Raw genomic sequence first — 24608 nt, forward strand, 5'->3', positions numbered from 1 at the left:
GCGCTCATCACTTCCGCAAGTGCCTGACGAACTCCTCGCCGGCCTTGTAGACGCTGCCGGCGCCCATCGTGATCACCATGTCCCCCTCGCGCGCGCGCTCCTTGAGCCAGTCCGGCACATCCTTCAGGCTCTTCACGAGCGTCACGTCCTTGTGGCCGTGGGTCTTGATCGCCTGCGCCACCGCCTCGACCGTGACGCCGGGGATCGGAGCCTCGCCGGCCGGGTAGATGTCGCACACCGCCAGGACGTCGGCGTCGTAGAAGGCGCGCGCGAACTCGTTCAGGAGCGCCTGCACGCGCGTGAAGCGGTGCGGCTGGAACACGACCACGGTGCGCCGGCCGAACCCCTTCTTGGCGGCCGCGAGGGTCGCCAGGATCTCCGAGGGGTGGTGCCCGTAGTCGTCGATGACCATGATCCCGCCGTGCTCCCCCTTCAGCTGGAAGCGGCGGTCGGCGCCGCTGAAGCGCGAGAGCTCGGCGGCAATCGTCTCGAACGGCACCTCGAGGTCGAGACCGCAGGCGATCGCCGCCAGCGAGTTGGCGATGCTGTGGCGCCCCGGCACGCGCAGCGTGATCCCCCCGATCTTCTTCCCCTGCAGCAGCACCGTGTACGCCGCCTTGAATCCCTGGAGCTCGATGTCGGACGCCGACAGGTCGGCCTGCGCCGTGAACCCGTAGGTCACGACGCGCCGCGACAGGCGGGGCAGGATCTCCTGCACGCGCGTGTCGTCGAGGCAGACGACGCCGACGCCGTAGAACGGCACCTTGTTCAGGAAATCGGCGAAGGCGGTCTGCAGACGCGACAGGTCGCCGTAATGGTCGAGGTGCTCGGCGTCGATGTTGGTCACCACGGCGATGGTCGGCGTGAGGCGCAGGAACGACCCGTCGCTCTCGTCCGCCTCGGCGACCAGCAGGTCGCCGCGCCCGAGCTTGGCGTTGCTGCCGAGGACGTTGAGCCGCCCGCCGATGATGATCGTCGGGTCGAGGCCGGCGCCCGACAGCACCTGCGCCACCATCGACGTGGTCGTGGTCTTGCCGTGCGAGCCGGCGATGGCGATGCCGTACTTGATCCGCATCAGCTCGGCCAGCATCTCGGCGCGCGGGATCACCGGGATCTGCCTGCGGCGCGCCTCCAGCACCTCCGGGTTGTCAGGTTTCACGGCCGAGGAGATGACGACGACGTCCGCGTCCCCGACGTTCAAGGCCGCGTGACCGCGGGTGATCCGGCCGCCCAGGGCCCTCAGCCCTTTGACCGTGGCCCCTTCCTCGAGGTCGCTCCCCGTCACCTGGTAGCCGAGGTTGATCAGGACCTCGGCGATGCCGCTCATGCCGATCCCTCCGATCCCGACGAAATGGATGCGGCGCGTCTTGCGGAGCATCACCATGCCTGCATCTCCGCGACCATGTCCACAATCCGGACGGCGGCGTCGGGGCGCGCCAGGAGAAGGGCCGAGCGCTCCATCGCGGACACCCGCCCCGGGTCGGAGCGCAGCCGCAGCAGGGCCTGCGCCAGCGCCTCACCGGTGAGGGACGACTCCTCCATCAGAAGCGACGCGCCCGCCTCCGCGAACTTGCGCGCGTTGTAGCGCTGGTGGTCGTGGGCCGAGGTGGGCAGGGGAACGAGGATCGACGCCTTCCCGCAGACGGCGATCTCCGACACGCTGCCGGCCCCGGCGCGCGCGAGCACGAGATCGGCCCACTCGTAAGCCCTCAGGATGTCCGTGATGTACGGCAGCACCTGGGCCTCGAAGCCCGCGGCCTGGTACGCGGCGGCGACCCGCCCGTGGTCGGCGGCCCCGGTGCCGTGCAGGAAGCGCAGGGCGGGCCGCTGCTCCTTCAAGTGGGGGAGCGCCTCGACGACCGCGCCGTTGATCGCCTTCGCCCCCTGGCTCCCTCCGAAGATCAGCACGTTGAACGTGTCGCCCCGCGCCTTGCGCTTCGCCTGACGGAACTCGGCGCGGATCGGGTTCCCGGTCACCACGCCGCGCCCGCCGAAATAGCGCCGGGTCTCCTCGAACGACACCGCCACACGGCGCACCCACGGCGCCAGCAGCCGGTTGGTCAGACCGGGGTAGTAGTTCTGCTCGTGGATCAGGCTCGGGACGCGCAGCATCACCGCCGCCAGGACCAGGGGCCCGGAGGCATAGCCGCCGACCCCGATCACCACTCTCGGTCTCTTGCGCATGAGCGTCCGGATCGACTGGGCGAAGCCGGCCATCGCCCGTCCGATCCCGCGTATCCTCCCGGTCAGCGACTTGCCCACGACACCGCCGCTCCGGATGGCGATCAGCCTGTACCCGTGCGGGGCCAGGATCGTCCGCTCCAGGCTCGTGCCCGCACCCGCGAACACGATCTCGACCCCCGGGCGCCGCGTCTCGATCTCCTGGGCGATCGAGATGCCGGGGTACAGGTGCCCTCCGGTTCCGCCTCCGGCGACGACGATCGTGTCGGCCACCGGAGAATCGCTAGGACGAATGCTGCGAGATGTTCAGCAGCACCCCGAGAGCGCACAGACTGACGACCAGGCTCGAGCCGCCGTACGACAGGAACGGCAGCGGGATGCCCTTCGTCGGCATCAGGCCGAGCGTCACCGCCATGTTCATCATCGCCTGCGCCACGAACCAGGTGGTAATCCCCATCCCGAGGTAGTACCCGCCCCGGTCCGGCGCCCCGGCCGCGGCCACGACGCCGCGCCAGAACAGCACGCCGAACGCGGCGATCACCGCCGCGGCGCCGATGAGACCCAGCTCCTCCGAAATCACCGAGAACACGAAATCGGTGTGCGGCTCGGGCAGGAAGAACAGCTTCTGGCGGCTCTCCCCGACGCCCTGGCCGTGCAGGCCGCCGCTGGCCACCGCCAGGATCGACTGGCGCACCTGGAAGCCGGCCCCCAGCGGGTCGTCGTCCGGATTCATGAACGAGAGGATGCGGCGCACGCGGTAAGGCGCCTGCAGGATCAGGAGACCGATCGCGACGGCGCAGGCGCCGCCCGAGACCAGCAGGTACTTCCAGCGCAGGCCGGCCAGGAACAGGAGGACGATCGTCAGGAGGATGTAGATCGCAGCGGTGCCGAGATCGGGCTGCAGGTAGACCAGGAGCGCCAGCTGCCCGACGACGACGGCGCAGGGGATGATCGTCCCGACCACGTCGTTCACCTGCGCCTCCTTGCGGGCCATCAGGTAGGCCAGGAACAGCACGAGCGCCAGCTTGCCGATCTCGGACGGCTGGAACTGCGCGGGTCCCAGGACGATCCAGCGGTGCACCTGGTGCGTGCGGTCGGAGGCCAGGGCGACGATCAGCAGCACAGTGCTCACGAGGATGCCGAAGTAGACGACCGGCCGTTTCAGGAGACGCCGGTAGTCGATGTGCATCGCGACCACCATCCCGCCGATGCCGACTGCCGCCGCGATCGCCTGCTTGACGAGAAACAGGTGGGCGTTGCCGAAGCGCTCCAGGGCGATCACGGCCGAGGCGCTGTAGATCATGACCAGGCCGAACAGCGTGAGCCCGATCCCGACTCCGAACAGCGTCCTGTCGAATGCCAGCTTGCGCGCCATCAGGACCTCGGCCCGAGGGCCTGGACGAGGCCGCGGAAGTCTTCGCCGCGCTCCTCGAATCCGCTGTACTGGTCGAACGAGGCGCACGCGGGCGCCAGGAGGACGACGCCGCCGGGACCGGCTTCCACCCGCGCCGCCTCGACGGCCTCCTTGAGGGTCGCGACCTTCGTCGTCGGGACGATCGACCCGAGCTGCGCCGCGATGACGTCGCGCGCCTTGCCCATGAGCACGAGGTGCGCCACGCGCTCGCGGATGAGCGGAACGAGCCGCGTGAAATCGCCCCCTTTGTCCTTGCCGCCGAGAATCAGCACGATCCCTCCCGCAAAGCTCTCCAGCGACTTCATCGTGGCCGCGACGTTGGTCGCCTTGGAGTCGTTGTACCAGGTCACTCCATCGAGCTCCCGCACCTTCTCGAGCCGGTGCGGCAGCCCCCGGAAATCGGCCAGCGCGCGCTCGGCCCGCGGCAGCGGCACGCCGCACAGATCGGCGACGAGGAGCGCCGTCATGACGTTCTCGACGTTGTGCGTTCCGAACAGCCGGATCGACGCAAGGGGGATCGCCCGGATGTCGCGTCCCTCCCGGCGGACCACGATGCGATCGTCCTTGAGACAGGCGCCGCCGTCGACGAGCGTCGTCCTGCTGAACGGGTGGACGCGCGCCCGGATCGTGCTCGCCAGGCCCCAGACCTCGGGATCGTCCCGGTTCAGGATGGCGTGGTCGGACGCCCCCTGATTCCTGAAGATGCGCGACTTGGCCTGGTAGTACGGGACCTCGGACTCGTAGCGGTCCTGGTGGTCGGGAGCGAGGTTCAAGAGGGCGGCGATCCAGGGACGGAACGAGTCGATCCCCTCGAGCTGGAAGGACGACAGCTCGATGACGTAGTAGTGGTCCGGCGAATCCTTGTCGATCAGGTCGGTCAGAGGCAGCCCGATGTTGCCGCAGGCCGTGGCCTTGAGCCCGGCGCGCGACAGGATGTGGGCGGTGAGGGCGGTCGTCGTGCTCTTGCCGTTGGTCCCGGTGATGCCGATCAGGAGCCCCTTCAGGAACCACGACGCCAGCTCGATCTCCCCCGCGACGCGCACCCCCTTCGCCTTCGCCCCGGCGATCGGTCCGATCGTGAGCGGCACGCCGGGACTCACGGCGACGAGATCGGCGGCCGCGAAGCTCGAGGCGTCGTGCCCGCCGAGCTCGAGCTTCGCCCCCGCGCGACCGAGAGCCGCGACCTCCGGGCCGAGGGCCGCGGCCGGTTTCGCGTCCGTCAGGACGACGGCGGCCTGACGCGACATGAGGAAGCGCGCCATGGCGACGCCGCTCTTCGAGGCCCCCACCACGACGACGCGGCTCCCGGCGAGTCGGGGAGGGGTCGGCGAATCAGGAAGCGCGTTCATGGGCCCCTCTACCGCAGCTTGAGCGTGGACAGCCCGAGGAGAGCGAAGATGATGGCGACGATCCAGAAGCGGATCACGACCCTCTGCTCCGGCCAGCCCCCGAGCTCGAAATGGTGGTGGATGGGCGCCATCCGGAAGATCCGCCTGCCCCGCAGCCGGAACGAGCCCACCTGCAGGATCACCGACAGAGCCTCGACGACGAACAAGCCGCCCACGAACACCAGCAGGATCTCCTGCTTGATCACGACCGCCACCGTCCCGAGCGTGGCGCCGATCGCCATCGAGCCGACGTCGCCCATGAACACTTCCGCCGGGTTGCAGTTGAACCACAGGAAGCCGAGCGACGCCCCCACCAGCGAACCGCAGATGATCGCAATCTCCCCGCCCCCCTTGACGTTCGGGACGTCGAGGTAGCCGGCGACCTTCGCGTGACCGGCGATGTAGGCGAGGATCGTATACGTCGCCGAAGCGATCATCGAGGAGCCGATCGCCAGGCCGTCGAGCCCGTCGGTGAGATTGACCGCGTTCGCCGCTCCGACGATCACCAGCATCGCCCAGGGGACGTAGAGAGCTCCCAGGTCGGGTGTCCACTTCTTGAAGAACGGAAACGAGAACTGCGTCGTGTAGCGCCCCTGATCGGCGAGCCACAGGAGCCACAGACCCAAGCACAGCGCCACGACAATCTGCAACGCGAATTTCTGCAGCGAAGTCAGCCCGAGGGACCTCTTCCGAGTGATTTTGAGGTAGTCGTCGGCGAAGCCGATGACCCCGTAGAGGAGCATGGATACGAGAACCATCCACACAAATGGGTTGGTGAGATCTGCCCAGAGGAGGGAGGGGAGCGCCACCGCAATTAAGATGAGAAGCCCCCCCATGGTGGGTGTTCCTTTTTTCGTTTGGTGGGAAAGAGGTCCCTCGGGTCTGATGTGCTGCCCAATCTGGAACTCCCGCAATCTTCGGATCAGCCCCGGTCCTAAGGCGAGACTGATCAGCAAAGCGGTCAACGTCGCGAGCGCGGTCCGGAAGGTGATGTACCGGACGACGTTCATGATCCTGATGTCGGGATAGAAAGAGAACAGCAGGTGATAGAGCATCAGGGGCGCCCTCCGGCGCCCGGCGCGCCCGCCTTCGAGAGGAGGGCCTCGACGACGCGCTCCATCCTCATGCCGCGCGATCCCTTCACCAGGACGAGATCGCCGGGGCGCGCGGCGGAGACGACGAACGGGGCCGCCGATTCCGAATCGGGAAAATGACGCACCTCGACGGCACCCGCGGCGCGCGCGGCGTCGGCGGCGCGCGCGCTCTGCGGGCCGACGGCGACGAACAGATCGATCCCGGCCTCGGCGGCGAGCTTCCCGAGACGGACGTGCGCCCTGCCCTCGTAGGGGCCGAGCTCGAGCATGTCGCCCGAGACCAGGACGCGCCGGCCGCTCGGCTCGGCGGCCGTGAGGGCCTCGATGGCCCGCTCCATCGCCGCCGGGTTGCTGTTGTAGGAATCGTCCAGCACGTCGATGCCGTTCGGCAGCCGGTGCAGGACACCGCGCATCCCGGCGGGGCGGGCGCTCTCGAGGCCGTGACGGATCTCCTCGTCGTCCAGCCCGCAGGCGACGCCGATCGAGGCGGCGGCGAGGGCGTTGTAGATGTTGTGCCGGCCCGGCAGGGAGAGACGCACGGGGACGCTCCCGCCGTCGTGGCGCAGGACGAACCGCGAGCCGCCCAGCCCCTCCACCTCGATGGCCTCGGCGCGGACGCGGGCCTGCCTCGCGCCGATGCCGTAGGAGATGCCCGGTCCCGCGAACGCCCGCCCCAGTCGGGTGACCAGACGATCGTCGGCGTTGTAGACGGCGACCGCGTCCTTCCGCATCCCCCGGAACAGCTCCCCCTTCGCCTCGGCGATCCTGTCCAGCGTGCCGAAGTGCTCGAGATGGACCCGCAGGACGTTCAGGATCGCCCCGACATCCGGGTCGGCGATCTCGACCAGACGCGCGATTTCGCCCTTGTAGCTCATCCCCATCTCCAGGACCGCCGTCTCGTGGTCCGCGCCCAGTCGCAGGAGCATCAGCGGCAGCCCGTAGGCGTTGTTCAGGTTCCCTTCCGACTTCAGGACGCTGAAGCGTCCTCCGAGCACGGCCGCGGTCATCTCCTTCGCCGTGGTCTTGCCGGCGCTGCCGGTGATCCCGACGACGCGGAGCGGGCGCGCCCGGCGCACGTGCGCGCCGAGATCCTGCAGCGCCCGCGTCGTGTCCTTGACCCGGACGAGCGCCGGCGCGTCCGGGTACTTCGCCTCCGTGCCCTTCGCCACAACCGCCACGGCCGCTCCCTTCGCGAGGGCGGCGTTCACGAAGTCGTGGCCGTCCATCCGCGGCCCGACGATGGCGAAGAACAGATCGCCCGGCCGCACCGTGCGCGAGTCGATGCTGTATCCATCGATCTCGCGCTCCGCTCCGCCCACCGGCGGCCTCCGGCCGAGGACCAGACGGCCGCCCACAGCCTTCGCGATCGCGGCCAGGCTCAGGCGGGCCATGACACGCGGGCCCCCGGCCGCCGGCGCCTCTCCATGGCCGCCCGGACCCTCACCCGGCGAGAGGCCCATGACGCGACGATCGCCGCGCCGACCTCAGAATGTCCCGCGCGACCTCGCGATCGTCGAACGGGATGGTCCGCTCGCCCAGGATCTGGTACGTCTCGTGCCCCTTGCCGGCGATCACGACGCAATCTCCCTCCTCGGCGAGGGACAGGGCGCGCCGGATCGCCTCCTTGCGATCCGGGATCACCAGGCAGCGCTCCTTCCCGCTCTGCCCGCCGGGATCGCCGGTGTGCGCGCGGCGTGTCCCCGGCAGGATCTCCTCGATGATCGCCATCGGATCCTCGCTCCGCGGGTTGTCCGACGTCACGACCACGATGTCGCTCCCGGCCGCCGCCGCGAACCCCATCAGCGGGCGCTTGCCCCTGTCCCGGTCGCCGCCGCAGCCGAACACCGTCACGATGCGCCGCGGCCTGAGATCGCGCACCGCCAGGAGGAGGTTCTTCAGGGCGTCGTCCGTGTGGGCGTAATCGACCAGGACGGTGAACGGCTGTCCCTCGTCGATCCGCTCGAAGCGCCCCGGGACGCCGGTCACCGATCCCAGGCCCCGGGCGACGGCGTCATGCCCGACACCGAGCGCCAGGGCGGCGGCTGCGGCAGCCGCCATGTTCAGGGCGTTCGGCCGGCCGAGGAGAGGCGAGCGGACCTCGAGGCGCCCGCCGGGCGTCGCGGCGGGGCCGGCCGCGATCTGAAGGATGATCCCTGTGCCGCTGACGGCGGCCTGCACGGACGACAGCCGGACGTCCGCCCCCTCCGACTCGCCGAAGGTGACGACGCGCGCCTTCGTCAGGGAGCGCAGGCGCCGGGCGTGCGGGTCGTCGGCGTTCAGGACCGCCACCGCGGCGCCGGACAGGTCCCGGAACAGGATTGCCTTCGCGCCGAAATACGCGTCCATCGTGCCGTGGAAGTCCAGGTGGTCCTGCGTCAGGTTCGTGAACACGGCGGCCTTGAAATCGACGCCGGCCACCCTCTCGAGCACCAGCGCGTGCGACGAGACCTCCATGGCGCAGGAGCGCGCCCCGGCGGTGGCGTATCGATCGAGGAGGCGGTACAGGTCGAGCGACTCCGGTGTCGTCCGCCCGGCCTTGGTCTCGTCGCGGTTGTACCGGTACATCACCGTCCCCAGAATGCACGGCTTGAGCCCGGCAACCCTCAGAATCGCCTCCAGGAGGAAACAGACCGTCGTCTTCCCGTTGGTGCCGGTGACGCCGATCATCAGCATCCGCTGGTCGGGCCTCCCGTAATAGTTGCGCGCCGCAAGGGCCAGCCCGCGCCGGTCGCTGTCGACCTGCACCCAGGCGACCTTCGCCCCGATGCGGTCCGGCGCGCGGCGCGACAGCACCGCGTTCGCCCCCCGGTCGATCGCCTGCTCGACGTAGTCGTTCCCGTCGCTTTTCTCGCCGTGCAGGGCGGCGAACAGGAACCCCGGCTCGACGGCGCGCGAGTCGTAGGCCAGCCCGCGAATCGGCGTCTTCGGATCGCCGCTGAGCCGCGCGTCCTGGATGCCTTCGAGAATCTGCCCGAGCTGCACGTGTCCTTCGCTTCGCCGCGCCCGTCGCATCGCGGGCGGGCCGCGGCGTTTCAGTAAATCACCACGCAGGGCGTGGCCGGAGTGACGGGTGTCCCGGGATCGGGATCCTGGCGCGTCACCCGGCCGCCCTTGACGTCATTGCGGCAGACCAGGCCCCGCGCCGCCAGGGACTCGTTCGCCTGGCGCAGGCTCATCCCGGCGAGGTCCGGCATGACGGCGCCGCCAGGAACGGGCTGTGCCGTCGGGTCGCCGAGGGCGGCGTGCACAACGGTGGCCGGCCCGAAGCCGCCGGTCGCCGCGACCGCCATCCCGCGATCCCGGAGCACGGCCTTGACCGCGAGCGCCGCGACACCGGGGCGATCGAATCTCCCCCTCCGCGCTTCGTCGTCGGCCGGGCCGGCGCCGCCGCCGGTCGACAGGGAGGCCCGCAGGGAGCGATCGAAGACCAGGGGATCCTCGTGGTCCGGCGGCACCTTGAGGTACATCAGCGTCGGCTGCGCGATGCGCGCGAACACGGGGGCGGCCACGTCCCCGCCGTGGAACTTCGCCCCCTTCGGCTCGTCGACCATGACCACGATCGCCAGGGCCGGCCGGCCCGCGGGCACGAATCCGGCGAACCACGAGACGTGCTTGCCGCGCGCGTAGTGCCCGCTCTGGTCGATCTTCTGCGCCGTGCCGGTCTTGCCTCCCACGGTGTAGCCGGGGATCGACGCGGCCTTCCCGGTCCCCTCGGTCGTCACCGACTGCAGCATGGCCCGCAGGACGCGCGCGGTCGTCTCGGAGATCACGCGCCGCGACTCGGGAACCCCCGCCCCCTTCCCAGGACCGCCGTCCGCGGCGGCGGGGGTGTCGGAGTCGGGGGCGCCGATGTCGGCCTGGGTCGGAGACGAGGCGCCTGGCGCCAGCGGAGAGCGCCCGCCCTGGGCCGGCAGGAGAGCCTGCACCAGCCGCGGTCGAACCCACACGCCATCGTTGGCGACGGCTCCCAGCATGGCCGCGAGCTGCAGCGTGGTGACTCCGATCTCCTGGCCCATCGCGATCGAGGCCTGGGACAGCCCCGACCAGTCGGAGACGTCGCGCAGGATGCCGGGACTCTCGGCGGGGAGATCGATGCCGGTCTTGTGGCCGAACCCGAAGCCCCGGATGTAGGAGATGAACTCGGAGGCCCGCAGTCTCTGCGCCACCTTGATGGCGCCGACGTTGCTGGACTTCGCGAGGACTTCGGTGAACGTCAGGTTGCCGTACGGCAGGCGGTCCTCCTTGAAGCGGTGCTTCGCCACGACGATCGAGCCGTTCTCGCACCAGATGACCTCGTTCGGATGGACCCGCCCGGAATCCAGGGCCGCTGCCGCGGTCACGACCTTGAAGGTCGATCCGGGCTCGTAGTAGTCGGTCGTGGCGCGGTTGCGCCGCGCCGACTCGCGCGCCTCGGAGTAGTCGTTCGGATCGAAGGTCGGCCGGCTGGCCAGCGCCAGGACCTCCCCCGTCTGGGGGCGGAGGACCGCCACGGTGGCCCCCTCGGCGGAGGTCTCCGCCATGACGTCGTCGAGCGCCCGCTCGACGGTGTACTGGATCACCTCGTCGACCGTCAGGGACAGGCCGTATCCCGGCGTCGGATCCTTCTGCTCGCGATCGAGCACTCGGCCGCCGCGACCGTCGCGCAGGGAGACGAGTCGTCCCGGGGCGCCGCGGATGGCGCCGTCGTACATGAACTCCAGGCCGTCCAGTCCCTGGTTGTCCATGCCGCAGGCGCCCACCAGGTGCGCCGCCAGAGTGCGTTTCGGGTAATAGCGGCGGCTCTCGCGCACGAAGCCGACGCCGCGGATCTTCAGGGATTCGATCCTCCTCCTCAGATCAGGCGTGATCTTTCTCTTGATCCACACGAAGCGCCGATCGCTCGACAGGCGTGCGTACAGCTCGGACGCGGGGACGCCCACCACGGACGCGAGCCTTCGGGCGGCGCCGGCCGGGTCGGCCACGTCGCCGGGCTCGGCGAACGCCGAGTCGACGTCGAGGCTGACGGCCAGCTCCCTGCCGTTGCGGTCGAGGATCGGCCCCCGCGGCGGGTCCAGCGTGATGGTCTTCTCCTGCTGCGAGCGCGCCTGGTCGAGGAGCTCGGGAGCGCGGACGACCTGCAGGTGGGCGCAGCGGCCGAGGATCGCCAGCAGGCCCGCGCCCACCGCGACGACGAGGAGGATGAGCCGGGCCCGCAGCGCCCGCGGTCTGTGCGTCCGCTCGTCACCACGCGCCCGGCGCCGTCCGAATCCGGTCCACTTCATCGCGCGATCCATCGTCCCTCCCAGAGCGCCCCCGTCAGGGCGTCTCTTCCGGTTGCTGACTTCGAGGCGTCGCAATGCCGACCAGGGGGAACATCCCGACGCCCGCCTCCACTGCGGTCTCGTCAGTCGTTCCGGCGCTCTTCGGTGGCGCCGGTCTCCGGCGCGGACGCCGGGCCTTCTTCGCCGCGGAGCCCGCCTGCGGCCTGGACGGAGCGCCGGCCGCCACAGCACCGTCCCCGCCGCCCGCGGCTTCGGCCTCTGTCCCCACCTCGTTGATCTTTCCGTCGATCACGGCGACGCGTCTCACGTCGGTGGGGGACGGATCGACGAGGCCGAGCTCCTTGCGCGCCAGACGCTCGATCCGGTCCGGCGACAGCAGGAACGAGCGCTCGACCGTGAGCTGCTTGCTCTGCTCCTGGAGCTGCTGGCGCTCCTTCTTGAGCGCCTCGACCTCGTAGGAAACGCGCAGGAACTCGACGCGCTGCCAGACATATACGAGAAGCGGCACCACGATGGCCGCTCCGCAGAGCAGGAGCCTGCGCAGCTCGCGCGCCCGGGCGCGATCCTTCTCCTTCACCAGACGGGCATTGATCTGCAGACGCATGCTCGAGGCGGCGTGGCTCACGCGGCGCTCTCCAGGCGCTCCGCGGCGCGCAGCCTCGCGCTGCGGCTGCGCGGGTTGTCCCGGACCTCCTCCGGCGAGGGGCGCAGGGCGCGGGGCGTGATCAGGCGCACGACACCCGGGCGGCCGCAGACACACACCGGCAGATCGCGCGGGCAGACGCAGCGACGCGTCAGGCTCCGCAGCGTCCGCTTGACGACGCGGTCCTCCAGGGAGTGGAAGGAGATCACCGCGATCCTGCCGCCCGGCTCGAGACAGGCCGTCGCATCGGCGAGCAGGTGGTCGAGACCCTCGAGCTCGCCGTTCGTGGCGATGCGCAGGGCCTGGAACGTGCGGGTCGCCGGGTGGATGCGGCCCGGCCCGGGAGACGCGGCGGCCACGATCGCGGCGAGCTCGCGCGTGGTCGCGATCGGCCCACGGTCGCGCGCCCGCGCGATCGCCCTGGCGATCCGCTTCGCCCTCCTCTCTTCACCGTGCTCCTTCAGGATCGCCGCGAGCCCCTCCTCCGGGAGCGTGTTGACAAGGTCCGCCGCCGTGCCGCTCTGCGAGCGATCGATCCTCATGTCCAGAGGCCCGTCCGCCTGGAACGAGAAGCCGCGCCCCGGATCGTCGAGCTGCAGGGACGAAATTCCGAGATCGAGCAGGAGTCCCGATACGGGGGGGGCATCGATCGCGTCGAGAAGCGCCGGGATCCGCCGGTAGTCGGCGTGCTGCACGATGACCCGCGCTCCGAACGGCCGAAGCCTGCGCCGGGCCGCCTCAGCCGCATCCGCGTCCCGGTCGCAGCCGAACAGGCGTCCGTCGGGTGCGCTGGCGCGCAGGATGGCCTCCGCGTGTCCGCCGGCGCCGACCGTCCCGTCCACCCAGAATCCGCCGGGGCGGCAGGCGAGCGCCGCGAGCACCTCCCGCAGGAGGACAGGCTCATGGGTTCGTCCGTCCATGTCGGTCCGCTTCGCGCGCTCTCATGAGATGCCGTGATCGGACAGGATCTTGAGCTCGTCGTCATCGAGAGGAGTGATCTGGGACTGGAACTTCTCGTGATTCCAGACGTCCAGGCAGGTCAGGTTGCCGATCACGATCACCCCGCCGCCGGTTTCGCTCTTCTGCCGCAACATGGGATGGATGAGGATCCGCCCCTGGTCGTCCATGGTCGCGGGCTGACCGTAGTAGTTCACGAAATTGCGGAACTTCGCGAGGGACGGGCCGAGGGAGGAGCTCGCGGCCAGCTTCTTCTCGATCTCGATCCAGACCGTCATCGGGTAGATCCGTACGAAGTCGCCGGTGTGGGTGGTCACGAAAAACTCCCGGCCGTACGCTTCCTCGATGTATCCTTTGAAGAGGGAGGGAATCTTGAGGCGCCCTTTGTCGTCGACCTTGGCGGGAGAGCTTCCCCTCAGCATTCCGTTCCTCGTCGGCGGTTCACGGACGTCGCAGCAATGTCCGCCGTCGCTGATTTGCTTTTCTTGAATTCTATGGGTGCGTGGCCACTTTAGACCACTTTACTCCACGGCGGCAATATAAAGACTCCTCACCGGCTTGTCAATGACAAACTTCTACATGGACAACCGGATAGCCCCGCCCATGCAATTCTCCAATATGTGGCGTGAGGTGACGGGGCACCCCACAACATCCTGTGCAAAAGTGGGTCCGATCCGTTTGCAGATAGTGAAATGAAGGGGGACCGTGTGGTAGCATCCGCAACAGTGCCGCGGAGGGTCTGCCGTGAAGCGGATCGCGCCTCTTGCCCGGTTCACAGTGCTCGTTTCGCTTCTCGTGCCGTTCTCCGCCATGGCGGCCAGCCAGCCGGGGGGCTATTCCTTCACCGCCAGCATCGGGGAGTCCGGCCCGAAGGGCGACAGCGCCTACCGTTCCGACCAGGCGATCAGTTTCGCCCTGCAGTACCAGAAGAGCGGCTACGCCGCCTATCGCGCCACGGCGGGCCTGCTTTCGATGAGCGGTCGGGAGAGCATCAGCCCGGCCGCCGGCACGCGTGACGCCGACGCCTTCTTCGTCACGGGGGATCTCGTCTTCACGCCGCGCTTCAGGGTCATGCATCCCTTCGCCGCCGCCGGTGTGGGCTTCTACGACCTGCGCCTGACCGACAGCCAGAACACCCAGAACGGCATCGAAATCGGCATCAACTGGGGCTTCGGTCTCGACGCCCAGATCCTGAGATGGTTCGCGGTGCACGGCGAAATCGCCTACCACTACCTCACCGGAGACATCTCCAGTCCGATCCAGATCATCGTGATCGGTGGGCGCTTCGACTTCTAGGAGCGCCGACAGGCAGGATACTGGTCGTTGTCGGCGGCCCGATCCCAACGTACACTTACGTCCCCATGAACCTGCTCCGGATTCGCGGGCGTGGCTACCTGCTGGTTCCGATCGCCGTTCTCCTGAGCGTGTCGGCTTCGAGCGCCGTTCACCCCGTGGGACCCGACGCGGGCACGGCCGCCACGGGTTGGGAGCGCAAGCTCGACCCGTTCCTGAGGCGGATCGCCTTCGGCACGCGAAGAGAGCAGGGACGGTTCATCGACGCCGTGCCCGGCCGGTCGGAGCAGGCGGTGCGCGCGCTTCCCTCCTTCGTGCTGGCGGAGAGATCCGGGACCCCTGTCGTGCGCGTCAAGGCGGGATATGCCGGGAGCGCCTCAGGCTCCCGCCGGGGCCGCGAGGCGCTGCGGCAGGCGCTGTCCGACATCGGCGTCGAGATCAGGGGACAGGTGGGGGACGTCCTGTCGTTGACCGTTCCGGCGGCGTCGATCGAGCCGCTGGCACGGCTGCCGGAGATCGCCTGGCTGAAGGCGTCGCATGCGTACCGCCTGCTCAACGAGGTCAGCACGGCGTCGGCGCAGGTCGCCTCGGATCAGGCGAACACCGCCTTCGACCGCGGCGCGGGGGTGATCGTCGCGGTCGTGGACACGGGTATCGAGTGGACCGATCATGACGTCAGGAAGGCCGACGGCACGACGCGTCTCCTGGGGATCTGGGACCAGACGCTGACCGATGCGGCCCACCCTCCGCCCGCCGGCTTCTCCTTCGGGGCCTTCTACCCGAAGGCCGACATCGACGCGGCGCTCGCCTCGGGCGGCTCGCTGCTGACCGGCGACGGCCACGGCCACGGGACGCACGTCTCCGGCACCGCCGCCGGGAACGGCCTGGAGACCGGCAACGGTGTCCCCGCCGGGACGTTCGCGGGTGTGGCGCCGGAGGCCGACCTGCTCATGGTGCGCGTGTTCGACAACACCGGCACCTTCTGCAACGCCTGCGATCTCACCGCGGCGGTGCAGTTCATCGCGAGCACGGCGGCGGCCGCCGGGAAGCCGTGGGCCGGCAACATGAGTCTGGGGACCGACCTCGGAGCGCACGACGGGACCGATCCGGACGAGATGACGATCGACGCCGCGACCGGCCCCGGCACGCGCGGAGCGGTGATGGCGATCGCCGCGGGGAACTCGGGCGGCCGCGACAACAGCGCGCATCCCATCCACTGGGGAGCGCCGTTACCGGCGGCCGGCGCTTCGATCAGCAACACGTTCAACCTGTCCTACACGCCGAGGAGCGGCGCCGACAACGACGACGTCTGGATCGATCTCTGGTACGAGGGGGCGGACTCCGTCACCCTCCAGATCGTCAGCCCCACATCGATCGTGGTCGGCGCTACGCGCGGCGCCGACTCCGGGATCGTCTGCACCGGCGACGGTGCGGTTCAGGTGGACGCCACGAACGCGCCGGACCCCGTCAACGGCGACAACGAGGTGTTCGTGCAGATCTGGGACAGCAGCGCCTGCAGCCCGACGGTCGCGCCGCGCAACGGAACCTGGACGATCCGGATCGCGACCAGCGCCCTGGCCTCCCCGGCACCGTCGTTCGACCTGTGGGACGAGTCCGACGCAGCGCCGACGGGGTTCGTGAGCCTGGCCGTGTCCAACCTCGGCAAGACCGTCGGCATTCCCGGGACGTCGCGCCGGGCGATCACGGCCGGCTCGTACGCCGACAAGGATCGCTTCATCAATGTGACCGGGATGCAGACGATCGCGTCCCTCAGCACCGTCTCCGGGGTCGGGAGCCTCTCCGGTTTCTCGTCGCTCGGACCGACGCGCGACGGGCGGATCAAGCCGGACATCGCGGCTCCGGGCGAGTGGATCGGCTCGTCGCTCGCCGGCGCCATCCAGTCGACGCGGGGGACGGCGTTCACCGAAAGGGATGGTGTGCACGGCGACATCCGGGGCACCAGCATGGCCACGCCGCACGTCGCCGGCACGGCCGCGCTCCTGCTCGGGATCAACCCGTCCCTCTCGGGACCCGAGATCAAGGCGGCGATGCAGCGCTCGGCCCGATCCGACTCGTTCACCGGCGTGCCGGGCCCGTTGCCGAACACGTTCTACGGATACGGCAAGCTGCGCGCCCTCGAGGCCGGATACCAGGCGGCCTCGATGGTCACCGACCTGGGGGCCACCTCGCCGACGACGTTCGGCGGGAGCGACAGCCTCTACGTCGACACGTACAACGTCTACCGTGGATCGATCCCCGGGCTCAGCGCCACCGTCTACGGCACGTGCCTCCAGAGCGGACTCCCGTCGCCCCTCTTCCTCGATCAAGCGACCCCCCCCCGCGGGCAGGCGTTCTTCTACCTGGTGACCGGCGTGCACGCCGGCGTCGAGGGGATCCTCGGCGTCGACGGCGGCGGCGGCATCGAGCCGAACAACTCTCCCTGCCTCTAGGACCCCGCCTCATGTATCCTGCGCCGGCCCGCGCCGCAGCCGCAGCGCGGGAGACCGCGTCGACCCGAAGCTCGACGACCGGGACGCGGAGGCCTGAGCAGGACGAATGACGATTCCACGCGAAGCGACAGGAACCCCTCCGGGAGGAACCGTCCGCAGTGAGGCTGGGGATCGCGGGCTCATCCGCGCTCTCGGGCTGTGGGACGCGACACTTCTGGTGATCGGGCTCGTGATCGGCTCGGCGGTGTTCCTGGTCACCGGGGGCCCGGGGGGCGTGGCGCACCTCCTTCCGTCGCCCGGTCTTCTCCTCGCCGGCTGGATCGCCGGTGGAGTCCTGTCATTCGCCGGCGCCCTGGTGTACGCCGAGCTGGGGGCCGCCCTGCCGCGCGCCGGGGGCCAGTACGTCTTCCTGCGCGAGGCGTACGGCGATCTCACCGGCTTCCTGTACGGCTGGACGCTCTTCGCCGTCATCCACACCGGAACGCTCGCCGCGCTGGCGGTCGGGTACGCGCGTTACTTCGGGCTCTTCGTCCCCGCGCTCGGCACCGACCGCACGCTCGCTTCGCTGCCGCTTCCCGGCCACACGCTCGCGATCTCGGCCGGCCAGCTCAACGCCGTCGCGGTGATCGTGTTCCTGTCGATCGTCAACTACTTCGGCGTGAAGGAAGGGAGCCTGTTCCAGGGGATCGTGACCGTCGTCAAGATCGCCTCCTTCGCCGGCTTCATGATCCTCGGGGTCGTCGTCGGCAGAGGGAGCTGGTCGCACTTCGTGCCGCTGTTCGGAGGGGCGGGCGCGGGAGGATTCGGCCTCGGCCCGTTCATCCTGTCGATGGTGGCGATGCTGTGGGCCTATGAGGGCTGGAACAACATCACCTTCACGGCGGGCGAGATCAAGGACCCGCAGCGCAACCTGCCGCTGTCTCTCATTCTGGGCATGAGCGCCATCACGCTGATCTACGTCGGCATGAACGTCGTCTATCTGTACGCCATGCCGGTGGGGGACATGATCTCGACCGGGACGATCGGCGAGGCAGCCGCGGGGCGGCTGTTCGGGCCGCTCGGGTCGAAACTGATGTCTCTGTCGGTCCTCGTCTCGGTGTTCGGCTGCATCTCCGCGACCGTCATCTCGGGCCCGCGCGTGTTCTACGCCATGGCGAACGACGGGTTGTTCTTCCGCGGGATCGCCGAAGTGCACCCGCGCCACCGCACGCCGGTGAAGGCGATCTTCTGGCAGTGCCTCTGGTCGAGCGCCCTCTGCCTGTCGGGCACGTACGACCAGCTCTACACGTTCGTGATCTTCGCGGCCGTCCTGTTCTACGCCCTCGCCGGCGCCTCGGTCATCGTGCTGCGCCGCCGCCACCCGGAGTGGCCGCGTCCTTACCGCACCTGGGGCTACCCAATGACGCCTATCGTCTACGTCGGGATCTGCGTCGTTGTCCTTGTCTACACCTTGGTCAACCAGCCGGTGGAGTCGGGATGGGGGCTGGCGATCCTCGCCTGCGGCCTGCCCGCCTACCTGTACTGGAAGCGGCGGAGGGACGGCGCCGCCGTGCGCGCGGCATGAGGAGCCACGCGATCGTCGGGTTCGTCGCCGCGCCGGCGCTCGCGGTCCTGGTGCTCGCGGCTGCGGGGCCGCGGCGCGACGCACCCCGCGCTCCGGCACCGGCGGGGACGGGCGCGGCGGGGATCTTCGGCTTCCACGCAGGGTCGCTGGCGCGCCAGAGGGAGATCGAAGCGCTCCTCCTCGGCCTGCCCGACGCGAAGCGCGTCGACGAGCACGCGCGCGTCCTCACCAAGGACCCGCACGTCGCCGGCACGCCGGAGAACGACGCCGTGGCGCGTTACATCTTCGAGCGTTTCAAGGAGGCCGGGCTCGAGACCACGATGAAGACCTACCAGGTGTACCTCGGGTACGTGAAGAGCGCCCTGCTCGAGCAGGTCGAGCCCGAGACGAAGCGCCTGACCCGTCCCGAGGAGGGGACGCCCGAGGACAAGGACGCGGCGGACCCGCGCGCGGCGCTCACCTGGAACGCCTACTCCCCGTCGTGCGACCTGACGCGCGAGGTGGTGTACGTGAACCACGCCCGCCCCGAGGATTTCGACGAGCTCGATCGCCTCGGGGTGTCGGTGAAGGACCGCCTGGTCCTGGCGCGCTACTTCGACGGATACCGCGGCGGCAAGGCGCAGGAGGCGGAGAAGCGCGGGGCGGCGGGCATCATCTTCTACAGCGACCCGATGGAGGACGGCTATTTCCGGGGCGACGTCTATCCGCGCGGACCGTGGGGCCCCGACGGCCACGTGCAGCGGGGGGCGGTGGTGTACGACTACATCGTCCCCGGCGACCCGCTGACACCGGGGTGGGCCTCGCTCCCCGGCGCGCGACGGATCAAGCCGGCCGAGTCGGAGATCCTGCCGCGCATCCCGGCCGTGCCGATCTCCGGACGGGACGCGCTGGTCGTCTTCAAGAGCCTGGCGGGGCCGGCGGTGCCGGAAGGCTGGCAGGGGGGCCTGCCGCTGACCTACCACGTCGGCCCCGGTCCGTCGCGCCTGCACCTCAAGATCGAAGCGTCGTTCGAGACGCGCGCCATCACCGACGTCATCGGCGTCCTGCGCGGCAGCGACGAGCCGGACCGGCAGATCATCCTCGGGAACCACCATGACGCGTGGGTGTACGGCGCGGTGGATCCGTCGAGCGGCACCGCGACGATGCTCGAGCTGGCGCGCGTCGCCGGCGAGCTCAAGAAGCGCGGCTACCCGCCCCGGCGCACGCTCGTGTTCGGCAATTGGGATGCCGAGGAATGGACGCTGACCGGCTCGACCGAGTGGGGCGAGGAGCGCCGCGACGACCTGGCGCGCAACGGTGTCGCCTGCCTCAACGTCGACTCATCGACCTCGGGTCCGACCTTCCAGGCGTCGGCGGTCCCGTCGATGCGGCGCCTGATCTCCGAGACGCTGCGCGACGTGCCCGATCCGCGGAGCGGCGCGGACCTCTACACCGCCACGCTGCGCGCCGCCGGCAGGGACAGCTTCAAGTCGACGTACAACGCCTCCTCGGTCGGGAAGCAGGAGCACGAGGTGACCTACGACATCCTGGGGAGCGGCTCGGACTACACCGTCTTCTTCAACCACATCGGCATCCCGTCGCTCGACGCCGGATTCGACGGCCCGTACGGCGTGTACCACTCGGTCCTGGACGATTACTTCTGGATGAGCCGCTTCGGCGATCCGGGATTCAAGTACCACACCGCGATGGTGCGGGTGTGGGGGCTCCTTGCCTACCGCCTCGCCAACGCCGACATCCTGCCGTTCGAGGAGTCACCCTACCCTGCGGACGTGGCGGCCTACCTGGACGACGTCGAGAAGGGGGCCCGCGCCGCGGCGCCGCGCGGCAAGGACGCGGCCGCATCCGGCGCGCTCCCCGACCTCGCGGACCTGCGAGCGGCGCTCGCCGAGTGGGATAAGGCGGCCGACGATCTCGACACGAGGGTCGCGGCGGCGCTCGGCGGGCCGTCGCGTCCCTCCCCCGAGGCGCTCACGCGCGTGAACACCGCGATCATGAAGACGGAGAGGGACCTCCTACGCGCGGACGGACTCCCGAAGCGACCCTGGTTCAAGCATCTCGTCTACGCACCCCTCCCGACCTACGCGGCGGAGACGCTTCCCGGATTGCGCGAGGCAGTCCACGACGGCGACGCCCACCGGGCACGCGAGCAGGCGCAGGCCCTGGCCGTCGCCATCCGTACGCGCGCGGCGACCATCGGAGAGGCTGCGAAAACGCTCGAACGCTGAACTTACGAGTGTGCCGGTGGAGAACTTCCCGTCTGTAGCGTAACGGCGCGGGATTCTTCCTCCAATAGCGCCGACAGCGATTGTTTCAGCGCGCTGTAATCCGCGACCGGAATTTCCCGCTTGGAGAACGTTATGGAGCGCTTCACCAGGAGCATGTCGCGCCCGTTGTCCCCCTTCACCTCGTAGCTGCTCGCCGCCGAGAATCCGGGCGCAGTGAGATTGCGCCCTTCAGGAAGCTTCCTGACGTGCTTGCCGGGAGGGAGGTAGAGACGCACTTCGGAGGTCTCGCTCGAGAGATTCTCGAAGAAGATCGGATGATGCCGACTGGATGGAGCGGCCATGCTCGCGACGTTGGGGAATCGAACGAGATGCAGTGAGAGAACATCAAGATTCCCAGCCCGTACGACGAATCGTGGGACTTTGAATCGGATGACCAGCTTCAATGAATCGTGAGCGTCCTTGGGCTGGATCACGTCGTGCCCCAGCAGCACCGCCCCGGGACAGATGCGGGCCATGAAGCGGGCCAGGGCGTCCTCTCTTTCGGTCGGCTTTGTGTCCGCGACGAAACCGGCGAACTCGGTCCTGTCCTGCCCGAACGCTTCGATGCTGTAGCTTCCCTCCAAGTCGCCGTTGTCGCCCAGTGACGCGGTCACCAGCCACTGGATCCGATTGTGATCCGCGGGGGACAACGGGGTCTGGATCATGTCCCCGGATCCATCCTCTTTCACCACCAGAGCGTTCGCGCCCTGGTCCCTCCAGGGCAGGTCGCCGAAAGGAGCGGTCTCCGAGGTAGGGTCCATGAGCAGATATCCGTCCGCCTCCGGCAGCGCGGCGATCACGTGGTTGAAGTCGGAAGATGGGTAATCCCGATCCGTGAGTCCCGATTCTCGTGTCCGTATCAGGACAGGGAAGGTCTGGACGCCCACGGCCTGCAGCATGGCGATGACGAGCGTCGCCTTATCCTTGCAGTCTCCATACCTGTTCTTGAAGACCGAGCCGTTGTCGTGGGGCTGCCAGCCTCCAATTCCCAGCTCGATCGCCACGTAGCTGATGCTCTTCTGGACGAACTCATAGACACGCTGCGCCTTGGCCACTGGATCCGAGAGCCCTGCCGTCAATTGCCGTGCTTTCGCGGCCACCTCTTCAGTAGGAATCTGCCTCTCGCGCGACAAGTCCCGCGTCCACCGGGCGATGCCGTTCCAATCCGTCGCGTCCACCCTGCTGTTGTCGTAGAGATAAGACCGTAGATAAATCCGCACGTGCGGAACAATGTCCCGATCCGGAGGCATCATCGTTTCGCTCTTGACGGCCTCCACGTCCTGTACCCGCCAACGGTGGGTCACCACACCGTCCTTTTCCTCGCTCCCGTATTCTGGCGAGCCCTGGACCGCGAAGCGCAACGGAAACGAGGAGTCGGCCCGCAGCGTAAAGGTTTTCGAGCGCACCGGAATCGTCTCTTGAAAGTCAAACCTGCTGTACCACTGCAGGTAGAACAGATTATGGAGATCCTGCTCGTACTGATATTCCAACGTGGCGCCTGGAACAAGCCCCGGAAATGTGACGGATCGATGCTTCGTGTCCCCATAGAGTTCGAACGATTCGAAGGCGGCTCCATCGAAAAACTGCTGTTTCTTGACCTCGGAGCGCTTCCCCTGCGGGGATATGACAGCGGCATGGAAATCGCGAACCGTGACGGAGGGGTTGTAATAGATCGAAGCAACGTCGAATTCATCGACTCCCTTGGCGGTCAGTATCTTGGTGCGATTGGAGTAATGGACGCGCGCCAGGGTTTCCGAGACGATCTCGATATCGAGGTGCTCCTCCAGGAGAACAGCATCCTGCCCGCTCTCGATGTCCGCGGCGCGTGGTGGAGAGGGACCCGGGGAGAAGGCAAGTGCAGAACAGGCGAGCCACACCCAGGCCACAATTCTTCGCGGCCCACTCACCCGACGGACACCGTGGCAGAAAATCGTCATGAACCGGATTGACAGTGTATGTGCTGCGAGTAGAATACCAGCAAACTTCTGTTCTGAATAGTCCCGAGATCGAAGGAGGCATCAATGACTGCAACCCTCCGCCGATGGCGCCACGCGTCGGTTCTTGCCTGCCTGGGCCTGATCTTGGCCATGCTCCCCGCGGATGGAAGTCACCTTGGGGCTCCGGCGCTGGCAGCCGACCGATCCGCGGAGGTCTGGCCCGAGATCTCCCCGGAGGAGCGGAGCCTCAAGCGCGTGGATCAGGATCCCGAGGCCGATGCGGTCGTGCTCCTGAACGAGCGCAATGGCAAGATCCTCAAGGAGGCTGACGAAATACTCAACGTGCTGGATTATCACCTGCGGTACAAGATTCTCACCGAGCGAGGGAAGCGCTACGGGGAGTTCGAGATTCCGGCCGGCAAATATTCACGCGTCAGCAACATCCGAGCGCGCACTGTGAAGCCTGACGGCACGGCGATCGTAGTTCCGTCCGATCAGATCTTCGAGAAAGTCGTCTTCCAGGTCGCTGACTACAAGGAGACCGCCTGGGTGTTCCATTTTCCCGCGGTCGAGCCGGGTGTCATCCTGGAGGTTCGATACGACCGCCATGACTACAGTCTCCTCTTCATCGACCCGTACTACTTCCCCCTGTCGGAATTCACCCTGAGGTCGCGCATGACGCAGGCGATTCCGGAGGACATGGGCTACACGGTTCTGTGCGATCTCTGCCCGAACAATCAACAGCCGACGGTGTCTCCCTGGCGCGAGGGCAAAGCGAAGGGCCAGATGTACACGATGGAGCTTCGCGATATTCCCGGCTACAAGTCCGAGGACCTGATGCCCCCGGAGAGGGACGCCAGCCCGAGGCTGGAGATGCTGCTGGCGCACTGGAAAAATCGCGCGATCTGGGGGCTCGGACGCCAGAATCAATTCTTCATCGACTGGCCGTCGGTGGCCCTGTATGCCTGGAGCTACTACCAGGATGCGATGAAGACAGGCCTGTCGGACATCAGGCCGGTCGTGGAGGGCTGGGTCCAGGGGATCAGCGACCCTCAGGAGAAGACGAAGGCGGTCTTCCGGCATGTCCAGCGAGACTTCCGCTATCGCCCCTTCGAGCGGGTCTTCGGTGCCTCGCACTCCATCGCCTGGATTCTCAAGAACAAGATGGCGGATAACGAAGACAAGGCGGTGTTGCTTATGACGGCTCTGAAGGCGATCGGCATCGATTCGCAGACTGCGCTCGTTTCCGGCAGGGACGGGGGATCGCTCAATCCGAACTTCTTCAGCTTCTCGCAGTTCACCCACACCGTGGTTGCCGTGCCCCAACAGGGAGGTTCTCCTCTGTGGCTTGATCCCACCGTCAGCTACTCGGCCTATGGCTTCGTTCCCTGGAAGGATTCGGGCGCAGACGCACTTCTGATCAAGGACGGCAAGGGTCAGATGCTCACGCTCCCGGTGAAAAATGAGCTGAGCGCCAGCAGGTACAAGGTGCTGGTGAAGCCGCGGAAGGACGGTCAGGCTGACGTTGACGTGGAGGCGGAATTCACCGGCGAAGACGCAGTTGACCTGCGCGAGGACTTGGTACCGGCCGCCGAGACGGCGCGCAAGACATACCTGGAGACCTGGGTTCAGAAGAAGCGCAACGGCGCCGTCCTGAGCTCCTACACGATCGAGGACATCGAGGATCAGGACAAGCCATTGCGTCTGAAGATGAGTCTGCAGATTCCCGGCCTGGTGACGAGCGCCGACGAGGTGGTGCTCGTTCGGGGGTGCGTGCTCACCTGCAAGGAGAGCAATCCAGTCTCCAGAGCACAGCGTCAATATCCCTTTTACGTCGATCGTGGTTGGAACGAGGACGAATCCGTCGTGATTCAGGCTCCCCAGGGTATGAAGCCATCCCAGGCACCGCCTCCTTTCAGCACCAGGTCGTCGGTTGCCACTCACACCTTCAGCTGCATGTCCCTGGAGGACAAGAGCATGAAATGCTCGCACGCGTTCGTCGCGCGGCGCAATCGCTGGCCGGCAAGCGAACAGACGAATGTGCGCGCCATGTTCGACAAGATCGTCGAGGCCGACCGCACGACCGTCGCCTTCGAGCGCTCCGATGCGACCTCGGCCGGAGGCCACTGAAGTCCCTTCGCGAGCAGGGAGGAACCGTGGAT

Annotated in this window: 17 protein-coding genes; 5 read left to right on the forward strand and 12 right to left on the reverse strand. The window is 68.2% G+C overall.

All coding sequences use genetic code 11. The features are described from left to right. Positions 1-7 precede the first annotated feature (7 nt). Genes murC through VEW47_03940 form a run of 11 tightly spaced genes read right to left on the reverse strand, consistent with a single transcriptional unit; the run spans position 8 to position 13360 of the window. Complete coding sequence (gene murC / locus VEW47_03890; GenBank protein ID HYS04313.1) at positions 8-1378, reverse strand: UDP-N-acetylmuramate--L-alanine ligase; 1371 nt, start codon at positions 1376-1378, stop codon at positions 8-10. Continuing rightward, positions 1378-2454 carry an undecaprenyldiphospho-muramoylpentapeptide beta-N-acetylglucosaminyltransferase gene (murG, locus tag VEW47_03895; protein HYS04314.1) on the reverse strand — a complete coding sequence of 359 codons (1077 nt, stop codon included), beginning with the start codon at positions 2452-2454 and terminating at the stop codon, positions 1378-1380. The genes murC and murG overlap by 1 nt, the downstream gene beginning before the upstream one ends. Positions 2455-2464: 10 nt before the next feature. Continuing rightward, positions 2465-3556, reverse strand: a complete 1092-nt coding sequence (ftsW, locus tag VEW47_03900) for a putative lipid II flippase FtsW (protein ID HYS04315.1) — start codon at positions 3554-3556, stop codon at positions 2465-2467. Further along, entirely contained in the window at positions 3556-4944 is a 1389-nt protein-coding gene (murD, locus tag VEW47_03905) for a UDP-N-acetylmuramoyl-L-alanine--D-glutamate ligase (protein ID HYS04316.1), read from the reverse strand. The genes ftsW and murD overlap by 1 nt, the downstream gene beginning before the upstream one ends. Positions 4945-4952: 8 nt before the next feature. Then, a complete protein-coding gene (mraY, locus tag VEW47_03910; protein HYS04317.1) occupies positions 4953-6038 on the reverse strand; it encodes a phospho-N-acetylmuramoyl-pentapeptide-transferase in 1086 nt (361 codons plus the stop codon). After that, positions 6038-7468: a UDP-N-acetylmuramoyl-tripeptide--D-alanyl-D-alanine ligase gene (murF, locus tag VEW47_03915; GenBank protein ID HYS04318.1), complete on the reverse strand. Its 1431-nt coding sequence runs from the start codon at positions 7466-7468 to the stop codon at positions 6038-6040. Before murF ends, mraY begins: the two co-directional genes overlap by 1 nt. Positions 7469-7517: 49 nt before the next feature. Continuing rightward, positions 7518-9059 carry a UDP-N-acetylmuramoyl-L-alanyl-D-glutamate--2,6-diaminopimelate ligase gene (locus VEW47_03920; GenBank protein HYS04319.1) on the reverse strand — a complete coding sequence of 514 codons (1542 nt, stop codon included), beginning with the start codon at positions 9057-9059 and terminating at the stop codon, positions 7518-7520. A 50-nt stretch (positions 9060-9109) separates the two neighbouring features. Further along, a complete protein-coding gene (locus tag VEW47_03925; protein HYS04320.1) occupies positions 9110-11350 on the reverse strand; it encodes a penicillin-binding transpeptidase domain-containing protein in 2241 nt (746 codons plus the stop codon). A gap of 22 nt (positions 11351-11372) precedes the next feature. Continuing rightward, positions 11373-11963: a septum formation initiator family protein gene (locus VEW47_03930; protein ID HYS04321.1), complete on the reverse strand. Its 591-nt coding sequence runs from the start codon at positions 11961-11963 to the stop codon at positions 11373-11375. Continuing rightward, positions 11960-12901: a 16S rRNA (cytosine(1402)-N(4))-methyltransferase RsmH gene (gene rsmH, locus VEW47_03935; GenBank protein ID HYS04322.1), complete on the reverse strand. Its 942-nt coding sequence runs from the start codon at positions 12899-12901 to the stop codon at positions 11960-11962. The genes VEW47_03930 and rsmH overlap by 4 nt, the downstream gene beginning before the upstream one ends. Before the next feature lie 21 nt (positions 12902-12922). Continuing rightward, a complete protein-coding gene (locus VEW47_03940) occupies positions 12923-13360 on the reverse strand; it encodes a division/cell wall cluster transcriptional repressor MraZ (protein HYS04323.1) in 438 nt (145 codons plus the stop codon). Positions 13361-13682: 322 nt separating this feature from the next. On the opposite strand from VEW47_03940, the gene VEW47_03945 reads away from it, so the two are divergent. The 4 genes from VEW47_03945 to VEW47_03960 all read left to right on the forward strand — a co-directional run bounded on the left by VEW47_03945 (position 13683) and on the right by VEW47_03960 (position 20470). Beyond that, positions 13683-14234, forward strand: a complete 552-nt coding sequence (locus tag VEW47_03945; protein HYS04324.1) for an outer membrane beta-barrel protein — start codon at positions 13683-13685, stop codon at positions 14232-14234. Between the two features lie 65 nt (positions 14235-14299). Continuing rightward, positions 14300-16681 (forward strand): S8 family serine peptidase, encoded by a 2382-nt coding sequence (locus VEW47_03950; protein ID HYS04325.1) that lies wholly within the window; start codon positions 14300-14302, stop codon positions 16679-16681. 106 nt (positions 16682-16787) lie between these two features. Then, positions 16788-18245 carry an amino acid permease gene (locus VEW47_03955; GenBank protein ID HYS04326.1) on the forward strand — a complete coding sequence of 486 codons (1458 nt, stop codon included), beginning with the start codon at positions 16788-16790 and terminating at the stop codon, positions 18243-18245. Beyond that, positions 18242-20470: a M28 family metallopeptidase gene (locus VEW47_03960; protein ID HYS04327.1), complete on the forward strand. Its 2229-nt coding sequence runs from the start codon at positions 18242-18244 to the stop codon at positions 20468-20470. The genes VEW47_03955 and VEW47_03960 overlap by 4 nt, the downstream gene beginning before the upstream one ends. Positions 20471-20472: 2 nt before the next feature. Here the strand turns inward: VEW47_03960 and VEW47_03965 are convergent, their stop codons facing one another. Continuing rightward, a complete protein-coding gene (locus tag VEW47_03965) occupies positions 20473-22395 on the reverse strand; it encodes a DUF3857 domain-containing protein (GenBank protein ID HYS04328.1) in 1923 nt (640 codons plus the stop codon). Positions 22396-22530: 135 nt separating this feature from the next. Here VEW47_03965 and VEW47_03970 point away from each other — a divergent pair, with 135 nt between their 5' ends. After that, positions 22531-24576, forward strand: coding sequence for a DUF3857 domain-containing protein (locus VEW47_03970; GenBank protein HYS04329.1), 2046 nt, complete (start codon positions 22531-22533; stop codon positions 24574-24576). Positions 24577-24608 lie beyond the last annotated feature (32 nt).

This window comes from Candidatus Dormiibacterota bacterium (genome assembly GCA_035635555.1).
Taxonomy (GTDB): Bacteria; Acidobacteriota; Polarisedimenticolia; order Gp22-AA2; family Gp22-AA2; genus Gp22-AA3.